Genomic DNA, 12,685 nt, shown 5'->3' with positions numbered 1-12,685 from the left:
ATTTATTCCTCCTCCGTAGCAGCTTGTAATGTTTTTACGTCTGCTTCTATTTTGGCTATTACATTTTTATCCACAATGTTTATGGTTTGTTGGATGGCACTGAAAATGGCTTGCTGATTAGATGAACCATGTGCTTTAATAACCGGAGCAGCTAGGCCAAATAATGCAGCCCCGCCATACTCTGAATAATCTAATTTCTCTTTTAAGCCTTTTAAGTCTTTTTTAACAAGAGCGGCAGCGAGTTTTGTTTTGGTATTGGTCATAAATGTGTCCTTAATCATCGAAAACATGGTCAAAGCTGTTCCTTCCACTGTTTTTAACGCAATATTTCCACTAAATCCATCCGTAACTACAACATCCGCTACACCATTTAATAGATCTCTTGCCTCGACATTACCGACGAAATTTATCGGCAGCTGCTGTAACAGCTCAAATGCTTTTTTCGTTAAGTCATTCCCTTTCCCCTCTTCTGTTCCAACATTCAAGAGGCCCACACGAGGATTCTTTACTTGGCGAACTTTTTCCATATAAATTGATCCCATTAAACCATATTGCTGGAGGTGTTGGGCTTTTGCATCAACATTTGCACCTACATCCAACAATAAGAACCCATCGCCATTAACGGTTGGAAGCGTCGGACTTAATGCTGGGCGATCTATCCCCTTGATTCTACCGACTACAAACAATCCTGCACTCATTAAAGCCCCTGTGTTACCTGCCGAAATACAAGCATCTGCTCGTCCTGTTTTTACTTCGTTTGCCATGAGCACTAACGAAGCATTCTTTTTACGCCGAACAGCTTTTACTGGTTCATCATCACTAGTAATCTTCTCTTCTGTATGAATAATTTCAATTGAATCATGGTTATCAGTATGTGGTGTTATCTTTTTTTCATCACCAATTAACGTAATTTCCAGATTATCAAAATGATTCACTGCTTTTAATGCCCCTAATACAATTTCTTTCGGTGCGTGGTCACCGCCCATAGCATCGATTGCGATTTTCATGACTCGTTCCCTTCCTTCTCTTGATTCGATCGAAACATTTCAAATACTCCTGAAAAAACCGTTTCGTTATCTACATAGCTATGCACTTCTACTACCGTACGATTGTTTTTTTCTGTGCCTGCTACGTGTGCTTTTGCAATAACTCGTTCTCCCTGTACTACTTGACGGGTAAATTTAATATCAGCATTAGCTGTTAGGGCTAGTTCATCATTGATAACAGCAACAGCAAGAGAGTTTGCCTGGGCGAACAAATGATGCCCCCGCGCAATTTTATTTCGTGAAAAAACATGCTCTGTAGTAATATCCAATATGGAAATGGCACGCTCATCTAACTCTAGGTCAATAATTTCGCCGATAACCTCATCGATTGGTAATGCCTTAACCGTTTCATTCCAATTATTTGTTGCGACTGATTTGATCCGTTCACGTAACTCCGGAATATTTAACTCCATCCGATCTAAACGGATCGTCTGTATACTGACATCAAATAATTTTGCTAGTGCATCATCAGTGATGAAGGGCTTTGCTTCGATTGTTTCCTTTAACATCGACTGCCGTTCTTTTTTATTTCTTTTCATGAATTCCACCGTCCATCTGCAAGTCATCATCCGTTAATCGGAAAATTATGACTAGGTACTAATAGTAATATATAATACCATTAAAAATTATGCAAGTGAATCTAATTTAATAATTGCTGATCAATTTCAATTTTAGAAAGTAAGTACTTAATCAATGCTTGAAACTCGGAAGCCTTCCATAATTCATTTTCCACAATATCTACTGCATCATCTCTTGCTGTTTCTAATGCTCGATAATCATGTACCAAATCTGCTAATTTAAATTCCGGTAACCCGCTTTGTTTAACACCAAATATATCACCAGGTCCACGAAGTTCTAAATCTCGCTCTGCTAAAACAAATCCATCAGTTGTTTCAGTCATAATTCGCATGCGTTCTTTCCCTGTTTCACCTTTAGGATCTGCTACTAAAATACAATAACTTTGCTTGTCACTTCTCCCGACACGTCCTCTTAATTGGTGTAATTGTGATAATCCAAATCGATCTGCGTCTTGAATCATCATCACCGTAGCATTCGGAACATTAACCCCTACTTCTACTACTGTCGTCGAAACTAATATTTGTACCTTATTTTCAGCAAAATCATTCATTACTTGTTCTTTTTCTTCTGTAGTTAATCTGCCATGCATAAGTCCTACTGTTGCTTTCCCTTTTAAAATCTCTTGTAATTGATGATATAAATCCAGTGCATTTTGAATATCTAATTTATCTGATTCCTCAATTAACGGACAAATAATATATGCTTGAGATCCTTTCTTTATTTCCTTATATACAAAATTAACGGTTCTTTCAAACATATTATGCTTGACCCAATATGTTTCAACCGGCTTCCTGCCTTTAGGCATTTCATCAATTTTTGATACATCCATATCTCCAAAAGCAGTAATGGATAAAGTTCTTGGTATAGGCGTTGCTGTCATAAATAAAATATCTGCTAGTATACCTTTTTCACGTAATGTGTTACGTTGTTGCACACCAAACCGATGTTGTTCATCAATAATGACATATCCTAAATTGTGAAAATTAACATCATCTTGAATAAGTGCGTGTGTACCTATCACGACATCACATGAGCCGTTTTCAATTTCTGTTAACGTTTCTTTTCTTTTTTTGCCTTTTATTGATCCTGTTAACCGCTGAACCTTCACATCAACTGGTAGCAACTGTTTTAGTGATTCTTCATGTTGTTCCGCTAATATTTCTGTTGGCACCATTAAAGCAACTTGTTCACCAGTTGTAACAACACCATAAAGACTAATAACTGCTACAGCAGTCTTACCTGAACCTACATCTCCCTGTAACAATCGATTCATCCGGTAAGGCGATTGCAAATCCTTGAAAATTTCTGCTAAGGATTTTTTTTGAGCAGAAGTTAGGGTAAAAGGAAACTGCTCCATCAATTGTTTTACTTTTTTCATGCTGATTTCTTTCGCATTACCTTCTGTAGCTTCCCTATTTCTCTTTCGGTAGAGTTGCATTTTTATTTGAAACAGTAATAATTCTTCATAGATAAAACGTCTCTTTGCATGTTTTAATTGTTGAAAAGATGAAGGAAAATGAATATTTTCCAAGGCATCGGTCCGATTCGGTAATTTGTAATTAACTAAGTAAGAAGTCGGGATAATTTCAGTAACTTGGTCACGGAAGGAAGACAAAGCATTCTCCGTGATTTTTTGGAATTGGGCATTTTTTATGTCTCCTTTAGAAGAGTAAATCGGAGTAATAGGGCTTGAGCCGTCTATCGTGCCCATTTTATAATTATCAATCGTTATTTGTAATCGATGCTGATCCCATTTTCCATTTACCGATACTTCCTCACCAGGAATAAAATGTTTTTTTGCAAAAGCACGGTTAAAGAGGACACCCTTTACAACTGCTCCATCTACACGCAAAGAAACTATCATTCGTGATTTTTTTCTCTGATAAAATTGTACAGTTGGATCGTGAATTACTTCACCTACTATCGTCACTTTTTCATTATGTATCAGTTCATGAAGTGGTTTTTGTTCATAATGATCATATCGGTTAGGAAAGTAATATAGCAGATCTTCAACCGTGTGGATACCAATTTTCTTGAGCGTTTCAGCAAGCTTTGGCCCGACACCTTTCACATCTTGAACAGAAATATTATTCATTTCACTCACACTCTCTTAATTCAATTATAGAATACGAACATAACAATATTCAGCAAAACCCACCCATTCACTTCACCGGATTCCCAGAAGGTTAAAACCGTGAATTAATGAATATTATAGGATGAAGCTTTCTTCCATTCTTATTTTAGATGATGCTGTGAATCGCTCCGGCAGAATACTTCGCTTTCCGGCCGGGTGCAGGGTCATCGGCTCGCGCTGTTCCCACTGGAGTCTTCGTATTCTGCCTGTGATAGTAAGATTCTTTGATTAGTGGAAGAATATAACTCATGGAATGGTATTCTAGGGTTTTCAGTTACTTTATAAAAAACTAATATAAGCTGCGGAAAAATGCGACACTCCTGGGGGAATAGCGCGAGCTGAAGATCCACTTGGTAAAGTGCTTTTCTTTACCAAGTTAACTAAAAACCGCCCCCGGAAAGGGAGTATTTTTCCACAGCGATGATCATGCACTCATCAATAAAAGAATGGAAGAAAAGCACATCTCTAAAAGAGAAGAGTATAACTTCTCAGTTTATCGGTTTTGTGCTCGATTAATTTTGTTCTTATCATGGATAAAAAGCTCTATCGCCTTGGATAGAGCTTTTGGTTTTATTCGATAGAAAATATATAAGAATAGATCGGTTGGTTCCCTCGATGAACTTCCACTTCTATATCTTCAAAATTATCCTCAATAAATGCAATAATCTCACTTTCTTCTTGATCAAAAGTTTCTTCTCCACGAATAACAGTGACAATCTCGTCTTCATCTGCATCAATCATTTCTGTTAATAATTCCTTAATAACAGTCATTTGATCAGCATTAGTTACTTTAATTTTTCCATCAGCAAGCCCCATATAATGCCCATTTTCAATCGTCATACCTTCTATCTGTGTATCACGAACGGCATAGGTAACTTGACCCGTTTTCACTTCCTGGCTTGCATCAGTCATTGTTTCTTTATTGTCGTCTAAACTAACCTCCGGATTATACGTTAACATAGCTGACATACCTTGTGGGATTGTTTTCGTCGGCACTACTACTACATTAACTTCCGCTAATTCTGCAGCCTGTTCAGCAGCCATCACGATATTCTTGTTATTTGGCAAGATAATAACATTTTCGGCGTTTGCCTCTTCTACGGCATTCGCTAAATCCTGTGTACTTGGATTCATCGTTTGACCACCTTGAATCACCACCGTTGCTCCTAGGCTTTTAAATAATTGCGTTAGCCCATCTCCCATAGCAACTGTTACAACTCCAAAAGGTTGTTTAGCCTTTGGTTTATCCTCTTTCTGATCAACAATGTTGGAATGTTGTTCTCTCATATTCTCTACTTTTAAATTAATAAAACTACCAAAACGTTGTCCTAAATTGAAAACATCACCAGGGTATTCCGCATGAATATGAACTTTCACAATTTCGTCATCTGATACTACTAATAAGGAGTCACCATGCTCGCTTAATTCTTCTCTAAACGTCGCATCATCATATGGATGGTCTTTCAGTTTATCTTTTTCAAAACGAACCATAAACTCTGTACAATAACCATACTCAATCTCATCCGTACTCATATAGTCTTGTGCCAGCTTGTGATGCTCTGCATTGACAAGGTCATCTAAATCCATTGTGTCATCTTGAGAAGATTCAGGTACTTCTTCCCCTTTTAACGCTGCTAAAAATCCTTCATAGATAACGACTAAGCCCTGTCCACCACTATCAACTACTCCAACCTCTTTTAATACTGGTAATAGTTCCGGCGTTCTTTTCAAAGATTGTTTGGCAGCTTGGACTACTTGTTCCATAAAAGAAATAACATCCTGTTCTTCTTCTGCAATCACCTTTGCTTCAGCAGCTGTGTCTTTCGCAACGGTAAGAATCGTTCCTTCTACCGGTTTCATTACTGCTTTATATGCGGTATTCACACCACTGTCGAGTGCTACAACGAAACTTTCAATGTCCAAGTTAGTTTTCCCTTCTAACCCTTTGGCAAAGCCTCTGAATAATTGTGATAAGATAACACCTGAATTACCTCTTGCTCCCATTAGCAATCCTTTAGCAAATGCGTTAGCTACAACGGAGACACTTTCATGATTTGCTTTTTTAACTTCGCTTGCTCCTGAAGTAATCGATAAATTCATATTGGTCCCAGTATCACCATCAGGTACTGGGAAGACATTTAAAGCATCTATTTTTTCTGCATTATTTGCTAAGCTGCGCGCACCAGCTAATACCATATTGGCAAACAATGCTCCACCTATGTTTTTTTGCGTCACTTGATTGTTCCTCCCTCTACTCCTTTTTCCGAAATAATGAAGTTTGTATTATATATCAAAAAAATTAATCTTGTATCACACGTACTCCTTGAATATAAATATTGATCGATTTGATTTTTAAACCGAGCGTTTTTTCAAGATTATATTTTACTTGTGATTGTACATTATGTGCAACTTCGGATATTTTTGTACCATAGCTTACAATGATATACATATCAATATGTACATCTTCATCGTCTTGTCGAACGACAACACCTTTGGCAAAATTTTCTTTCCTAAGGATTTCTGCTATACCATCACGTAATTGTTTTTTGGAAGCCATACCAACAATACCATAACATTCAATAGCAGCACCACCAGCAATAGTTGCTATTACTTCATTGGTAATAGTTACATGACCATCTTTAGTTTTTAATTCTATTGACATTTTTTATCCTCCTTCTTAATAAATAAAAGAAAAAGTTCCATCATCGTTTACACCATTTTATAGTTTGATTCGATAACAAGAGAAAATAAGGGTATTCCATTATAGAATGTATGAAAATCACGTCTATGTCAAGCATTATAGGAAAAGCTCAAGGACCAATGGACCAAAGCAACTGAGAAAAACTTGCTAACTCTATTTCACTCATACTTTTACAATTTGAAATTGCAAAATAATAAAAACTATGATAAATTATATAAGTATGGATTGAGTTAGTAGGAGGGAACGAAGTAATGGGACGTAAATGTGTAGTAACTGGTCGTAAAACGACTTCAGGTAATAACCGTTCACACGCTATGAATGCAAATAAGCGTAACTGGAAAGCAAACGTACAAAAAGTTAGAATTATGGTTGACGGCAAACCAAAACGTGTGTATGTTTCTGCTCGCGCGCTTAAATCAGGCAAAGTAGAACGCGTTTAATTTTTATAATCAACTCTTAAAAGAAGAGAAGAGAAAAGGCTCCTGTTTGCAAGGAGCCTTTTTTCTTTATTTTTTCCCTGAACCTAACAAAGCTCGAATGAAACCTCCGATAAACCGTGGGAGCTTAATTGTATAAAATTTCATCATACCCCTCCTCTTCACCATGAAGACATAACCTCATCATTATTATTGCAACATATGGATTCTAATACAGCTTATGAGGATACACGACTATAATTGCATACCTTTCCATAATTTCATAAGAATTTACGGATGCTCCTACTCCGTACTCTTTATCATTATTAATATGCCATCATTAAATAAAAAAGTACCTTGTTCGTTAATTAATTGATTTGATATACAACGAGTACTTCCCCAAGTAACAGTATAATTTTCTAATGGATAATAGAATCCTTGTAAGGTAAGTCCTTCAACACTAGGGGTTAAGGGAATAAATGAAATCAGTTCTGTATTTTTCGCCGTAACTTTATGCTGACCTGGTTTATAAATAGATAAAATATTCTTATGATCAATTATTTTAGCTCTCACATTCTTTTCTAATAGGCGATAAAGCAGTTGAATATTCGCCAATTCATGATCCAGTCTGCCCGCAGTAACACCAAATAAAAAAATAGAAGCTGGATGGTATGAAAGAGCTGCTTCCACAGCTAATTCAAGATCTGTTTCATTTTTTTCCATGGGAAATTCACGAAAAATATCTGCTTCCTGTTGGATAAGCTCTTTTTTATCTTTGTCAATCGAATCAAAATCACCTATGGCGATATGAATAGGTAATTGATTCTTTAACAGATAAAAAGCTCCTAAATCCGCACCTATCCAGATATCGATATCCTTTCGGTAGGAAATTAAAGAAGCTAGAGCATTTTCTGGTCCCCCTGCAACTATTCCAATATTCACGTCAAACAACAACCTTTCCTGCTTTATGAAAAAGGGCATAACCCGCGACCCTTAATCGCACTAGATAACTACTGCGAACTAGTGAAAATTCATATTTACTTCTTCCATTCTGATTAAAGGTGAGTGCTGTGATACCGCTCCGGCAGAATACTTCGCTTTCCGTGGACGGTTTTTAGCTAACTTGGTAAAGAAAATCACTTTACCAAGTGGATCTTCATCGCGTGAGTTCCCACTGGAGTCTGCGTATTCTGTCTGCGCTAGTAGTGATTCTTTGATTGTTGGAAGAATAGAACTGATGGATTAGATTCTATGGATTTCCTCCTACTTAACCAGGAAACTACTCTAAGCTGCGGAAAAAATACGACACTCCTGTGGGAAAGGAACAGTCTGAAGACCCCGCAACAAGCGTTCTTTGCTTGTGAGGAGGCTGAAGCGTTCCCCACGGAAAGGGAGTATTTTTCCGCAGCGTCGGACTAGCACTCATCTCAAATAGAATGGGAGGAAGGAACACAAAAGTTACTGCGCAGTTTATGTATTACCTGCACTATGATATACATTTTTTAGTTTTATGAATATCCGACAATCTTGGCTTAATTTCTGATTTTTTGAATAGCTGATGCGCGGTCTTTTTCATTAAATATGGCACTACCAGCTACCAATACGTCTACACCTGCTTCTACACATTGTTTTGCTGTTTCTTCATTCACGCCACCATCTACTTCAATTTCAAATGATAAATCTAGTTCTTCACGCCATTTTACAGCTTGTTTTACTTTATCTAACACTTCTGGTATAAAAACTTGACCACCAAAACCAGGGTTAACTGTCATAAATAGAACGAGTTCCACATCTTTAATAATTGGTTTAATCATTTCGACCGGTGTTGCCGGATTAATGACAACACCTGGCTTAACACCAGCATCTTTAATCATATGTATTGTTCGGTGTAAATGAGTACATGCTTCAACATGAACCGTTAAGATATCTGCACCAGCATCAATAAAATCTTGAATATAGCGATCAGGATTTTCAATCATGAGATGTACATCAAGTGTTGCATCTGTTACAGGGCGAATAGCAGATAATACTAAAGGTCCGATCGTAATGTTTGGTACAAAATGGCCATCCATTACATCCACATGTATATAGTCTGCTCCCCCTTCTAATACATCTCCAATCTCTTCTTTTAAAATCGAAAAATCTGCTGATAAAATCGATGGTGCTATTTTCGTACTCGTACTCATGTTAATACCTCGGCTTTCTATTTTTTATTTCTTCTACAAATTGCAAATAATTTTGGTACCGATCTTCTAAGATCTCCTTATGATCTAATGCTTCTTTAACCGCACATTTAGGCTCTTTAATATGCATACATCCTCTGAATTTACATTGGTCTTGTATATCAACGAATTCCGGAAAACACCTTGGTAATTCTTCTAGTTGAATTTCTTTAAAATCTAACGCACTAAAGCCAGGTGTGTCAGCAATTAAGCCTTCTTCAAAGGGAATCAGTTCCACATGTCGAGTAGTATGCTTACCTCTACCTAAACTTTCTGAAATGTTGTCTGTCTCCAACTGTAAACCAGGTATAATTCTGTTCAAAAGCGATGTCTTTCCAACACCTGATTGCCCTGCAAAAACAGAAACTTTATTATTTAAGTACGCTGATAATTGTTGATTAACTTCCTTATCTTTGGTAGAGAGAAACTCTACTGTATAACCGATTTTTTTGTAATAAGCAAGTTTATCTTTTATAAGAACAGATTCTTGGTCCTTAAGCAAATCCATCTTAGTAAAAAACAATAATGGGCTAATGGCTTTGGACTCAACCATTACGAGAAATTTATCTAAGAGTGTAAGACTTAGACCAGGTTCTTTGACAGATGTGACAATAATGGCCTGGTCAACATTAGCTATCGGAGGACGTGTTAATTGATTATCACGTTCCTCTATAGCTAAAACATAGCCTTCTTTTTTATCACGGTATTCGAAATCTACATAGTCGCCAACAAGAGGGGTGATCTTTTTTTGGCGAAAGTTCCCTCTACCACGGCATTGGACAAGACCACCTTCATATTGAACATAATAAAAACCACTAAGCGCCTTGACAATTTTACCTTTTGGCATCTACTCACCCTCTACATCTTCATATAATATTGTTTTCTCAATGACGAGATCATCATCTCGGATCACTTTATAAGTTGCTTCGTCATCAGGAGCAATCGTCAATTCGATCTTAAACGTTGTATCCTCTGTAATCATTTCTACTTCTTGATATAATTCTGAAATACGGTTATTGACATCTTCTACATAGATACTGACTTCTTGAGGTTCTGGTTCATCTGTTTCCTCATTAACTTCACCAGTATATGGTATGGTAAATGATTCGGTATGAGTAATTTGTGATTTTGGCTCAGGTCCTTTGGATACCGTTAGCTTTACAACTTCACCCTTCTCTACCTCTTCATTCGCAGAGGGGTTTTGCTCAATGACATAACCTTCTTCTACTTCATCATGGTGTACTTCTTGTATATCAGCGGAAAGATCCCTATCTGTTAAATAATCTGTTGCTTCATCTACATCTAGACCGACCAATCTGTTTAATGTTATTTTTTCTGGACCTTTGCTAATCTCAAAGATAACATTTGTATCTCGAGGTACTACCTCATCTCCTGGAGAAGGTTGATACTGTGCAATAATTTCTCCTACTGGGCGATCCGAGAATTCTTCATAGAACTTGACATCATTAAATCCATCCTCAAGAAGGATCTCTTCAATACGTTCATAATCATTGCCAACATAATCATCGATAACAACCGTTTCCGGTCCTGAACTGACATAAACGGTAATATCTTTACCTTCTTTTACTGTTTCATTTGGACGCGGATATGTTTCGATCACATGGTTTTCTTTCACATCTTCATCGTGATCTTCTTCCTTAATCACATTTAATTTTAAATTTTCTAATTCTTGAAGTGCTTCCTCATAGCTATAACCAGAAACGTCTGGAATCTCCACATCTTTCGGTTGAAATAAACTAGGTAACACAAATAATGCTAGCAAAATGGCCCCGAACAAAATGATAAATAAACTCGTAACCCATATAAACGTTTTTTTACGCTTTTTCTTTTTCTTTTCTTTTGGTTCTTCTTGGTCTTTATTATTGGTTACCATTGTGGTCTCTTCATCAACTGGGGTGTTCTTTATATTAGTTTCATCCTTCACTATCGGTATGGCTTTTGTAATCGTATCGCCTGAGTTCGGCGGTTGGAATCTAGCCACATTAAGTTGATTTGGATCTAATGCGTGTGTTAAATTATCTTCCATTTCATAAACTTCCTGATAACGATGAAAAGGATCTTTTGCTGTTGACTTCAATACGATATTCTCAACTGATTGAGGAACTCTTGGATTAAATTCCTTTACTGAAGGTGTTTCAGATTGTAAATGTTTGAGTGCGATCGAAACGGCTGATTGGCCTGAAAATGGCAACTGCCCCGTTAATAATTCAAATAATACAATTCCTAAAGAATATATATCCGATTTACGATTAGCTTTCCCGCCTCGTGCTTGCTCTGGTGATAAATAATGTACTGATCCTAAAACAGAGTTGGTTTGTGTCAGAGCTGTTGCGCTTAATGCAATCGCAATGCCGAAATCAGTCACCTTTATTTGGCCATAAGGATCAATTAAAATGTTTTGCGGTTTGATATCCCGGTGAATTAAACCATTATCATGTGCATGTGAAATAGCAGAAGTAATTTGCGTCATAATTTCTATTACTTCCTCTACTTCTATCGGAGCATGCAATTGTATGTATTGCTTTAACGTCATCCCATCTACGTATTCCATTACCATATAATATATCTGATCTTCTTCTCCCACATCAAAGATATTCACGATATTCGGATGGGATAGGCTTGTAGCTGCTTGTGCTTCCCGATGGAATCTTGTAATAAACTCTTCATCATTGGCATATTCTAAACGTAATACTTTAATAGCTACTTGTCTCTCCAGAATCGTGTCATTTCCCAGATAGACATTAGCCATTCCGCCGCCACCAATTAATTTAATAATCTCGTATCGTTCATTTAATACTTTTCCTTCTAGCATGGTGGCTCACCAACTTTTTCGTGTTGATTAATAATCGCTAGAGTTATGTTGTCTTCTCCACCACGTTCATTAGCCAAATTAATTAATGTCTGGCTTAGCTTATCATCTTCTGTTTGCATAATTATATGATGTAGTTCCTCATCTGTAATTTTATTTGTTAATCCATCGGAACAAATTAATAATCGCTCAAAATCATTCCATTCAGATTGAAAAATATCCGGTTTTAAATCCAGTTCCGTACCTAGCGCTTTTAGAATAACATTCCTTTTCGGGTGTACTTGCGCATCTTCTTCTGATAATTGACCAGTACGAACTAACTCCCCTACTAAGGAATGGTCATTAGTTACTTGTTTCCAAGTCGATTGATTGAATAAGTATGCACGGCTGTCCCCTATATGGCCGATTACAAGCTCTTGAGCAGTACAAATAGCTACCACAATTGTTGTTCCCATCCCTTGACAAGAACCATCAGATTGGGCTTTCTCGTACACCACATTATTTACTTTCTTAATAGAATTGGTTAACCAATCTTCTAAATTTAGATTTTCCAAAGGTTCATTCAGTTCAGACCACAATTTTTCTACATGTTCGATGGTAAGTTTACTAGCTACATCTCCTGCTTGATGTCCGCCCATCCCATCTGCTACCACTGCGAGCAAAGCATTATCACGTGGAAAAACAGCTACAGCATCTTCATTTAATTTACGTACCTTACCTTTGTCGGATTGATATACATATTTCATTTCAACACCTC

The 12,685-nt window shown here is 37.0% G+C and carries 12 protein-coding genes; 1 reads left to right on the top strand and 11 read right to left on the bottom strand.

Going from position 1 to position 12,685, the window contains the following annotated elements; all coding sequences use genetic code 11:
- Positions 1–2: 2 nt before the first annotated feature.
- From plsX to GI584_RS10855, 5 genes are all read right to left on the bottom strand, one after another.
- A complete protein-coding gene (gene plsX, locus GI584_RS10875) occupies positions 3–1,007 on the bottom strand; it encodes a phosphate acyltransferase PlsX (RefSeq protein ID WP_153791244.1) in 1,005 nt (334 codons plus the stop codon).
- Positions 1,004–1,585, bottom strand: a complete 582-nt coding sequence (fapR, locus tag GI584_RS10870) for a transcription factor FapR (RefSeq protein WP_100360661.1) — start codon at positions 1,583–1,585, stop codon at positions 1,004–1,006. Before fapR ends, plsX begins: the two co-directional genes overlap by 4 nt.
- Before the next feature lie 101 nt (positions 1,586–1,686).
- The gene (gene recG, locus GI584_RS10865; RefSeq protein WP_153791243.1) at positions 1,687–3,720 is read right to left on the bottom strand and encodes an ATP-dependent DNA helicase RecG; all 2,034 of its coding nucleotides are present in this window, start codon (positions 3,718–3,720) and stop codon (positions 1,687–1,689) included.
- Positions 3,721–4,329: 609 nt separating this feature from the next.
- Positions 4,330–5,994 carry a DAK2 domain-containing protein gene (locus GI584_RS10860; RefSeq protein ID WP_153791242.1) on the bottom strand — a complete coding sequence of 555 codons (1,665 nt, stop codon included), beginning with the start codon at positions 5,992–5,994 and terminating at the stop codon, positions 4,330–4,332.
- Positions 5,995–6,058: 64 nt separating this feature from the next.
- Positions 6,059–6,421, bottom strand: coding sequence for an Asp23/Gls24 family envelope stress response protein (locus tag GI584_RS10855; RefSeq protein WP_100360664.1), 363 nt, complete (start codon positions 6,419–6,421; stop codon positions 6,059–6,061).
- Between the two features lie 290 nt (positions 6,422–6,711).
- On the opposite strand from GI584_RS10855, the gene rpmB reads away from it, so the two are divergent.
- Positions 6,712–6,900 (top strand): 50S ribosomal protein L28, encoded by a 189-nt coding sequence (gene rpmB / locus GI584_RS10850; protein WP_058307859.1) that lies wholly within the window; start codon positions 6,712–6,714, stop codon positions 6,898–6,900.
- Positions 6,901–6,966: 66 nt separating this feature from the next.
- Here rpmB and spoVM read toward each other — a convergent pair whose 3' ends face one another.
- From spoVM to GI584_RS10820, 6 genes are all read right to left on the bottom strand, one after another.
- Positions 6,967–7,044, bottom strand: coding sequence for a stage V sporulation protein SpoVM (gene spoVM, locus GI584_RS10845; protein ID WP_100362494.1), 78 nt, complete (start codon positions 7,042–7,044; stop codon positions 6,967–6,969).
- 135 nt (positions 7,045–7,179) lie between these two features.
- On the bottom strand, positions 7,180–7,818 hold the full coding sequence (locus tag GI584_RS10840; protein WP_153792965.1) for a thiamine diphosphokinase: 639 nt from the start codon (positions 7,816–7,818) through the stop codon (positions 7,180–7,182).
- Positions 7,819–8,408: 590 nt separating this feature from the next.
- Positions 8,409–9,062, bottom strand: a complete 654-nt coding sequence (rpe, locus tag GI584_RS10835) for a ribulose-phosphate 3-epimerase (protein WP_100360666.1) — start codon at positions 9,060–9,062, stop codon at positions 8,409–8,411.
- 1 nt (position 9,063) lies between these two features.
- Complete coding sequence (gene rsgA, locus GI584_RS10830; protein WP_100360667.1) at positions 9,064–9,945, bottom strand: ribosome small subunit-dependent GTPase A; 882 nt, start codon at positions 9,943–9,945, stop codon at positions 9,064–9,066.
- Positions 9,946–11,931 (bottom strand): Stk1 family PASTA domain-containing Ser/Thr kinase, encoded by a 1,986-nt coding sequence (gene pknB / locus GI584_RS10825; protein WP_100360668.1) that lies wholly within the window; start codon positions 11,929–11,931, stop codon positions 9,946–9,948.
- Entirely contained in the window at positions 11,925–12,674 is a 750-nt protein-coding gene (locus GI584_RS10820) for a Stp1/IreP family PP2C-type Ser/Thr phosphatase (protein ID WP_153791241.1), read from the bottom strand. Before GI584_RS10820 ends, pknB begins: the two co-directional genes overlap by 7 nt.
- Positions 12,675–12,685: the final 11 nt, after the last annotated feature.

The organism is Gracilibacillus salitolerans, from assembly GCF_009650095.1.
In the GTDB taxonomy this organism is placed as follows: Bacteria; Bacillota; Bacilli; order Bacillales; family Amphibacillaceae; genus Gracilibacillus; species Gracilibacillus salitolerans.
The sequence above is the reverse complement of the archived record's forward strand: the minus strand, read 5'-3'. Positions and strand labels throughout refer to the sequence as shown.

Excerpts from the sequence above, each read along its gene's own strand:
- spoVM (WP_100362494.1), bottom strand. The coding sequence starts at position 7,044 with ATGAAATTTTATACAATTAAGCTCCCACGGTTTATCGGAGGTTTCATT.
- rpmB (WP_058307859.1), top strand. The coding sequence starts at position 6,712 with ATGGGACGTAAATGTGTAGTAACTGGTCGTAAAACGACTTCAGGTAAT.
- GI584_RS10855 (WP_100360664.1), bottom strand. The coding sequence starts at position 6,421 with ATGTCAATAGAATTAAAAACTAAAGATGGTCATGTAACTATTACCAAT.
- GI584_RS10820 (WP_153791241.1), bottom strand. The coding sequence starts at position 12,674 with ATGAAATATGTATATCAATCCGACAAAGGTAAGGTACGTAAATTAAAT.
- rpe (WP_100360666.1), bottom strand. The coding sequence starts at position 9,062 with ATGAGTACGAGTACGAAAATAGCACCATCGATTTTATCAGCAGATTTT.
- plsX (WP_153791244.1), bottom strand. The coding sequence starts at position 1,007 with ATGAAAATCGCAATCGATGCTATGGGCGGTGACCACGCACCGAAAGAA.
- fapR (WP_100360661.1), bottom strand. The coding sequence starts at position 1,585 with ATGAAAAGAAATAAAAAAGAACGGCAGTCGATGTTAAAGGAAACAATC.
- recG (WP_153791243.1), bottom strand. The coding sequence starts at position 3,720 with ATGAATAATATTTCTGTTCAAGATGTGAAAGGTGTCGGGCCAAAGCTT.
- rsgA (WP_100360667.1), bottom strand. The coding sequence starts at position 9,945 with ATGCCAAAAGGTAAAATTGTCAAGGCGCTTAGTGGTTTTTATTATGTT.
- pknB (WP_100360668.1), bottom strand. The coding sequence starts at position 11,931 with ATGCTAGAAGGAAAAGTATTAAATGAACGATACGAGATTATTAAATTA.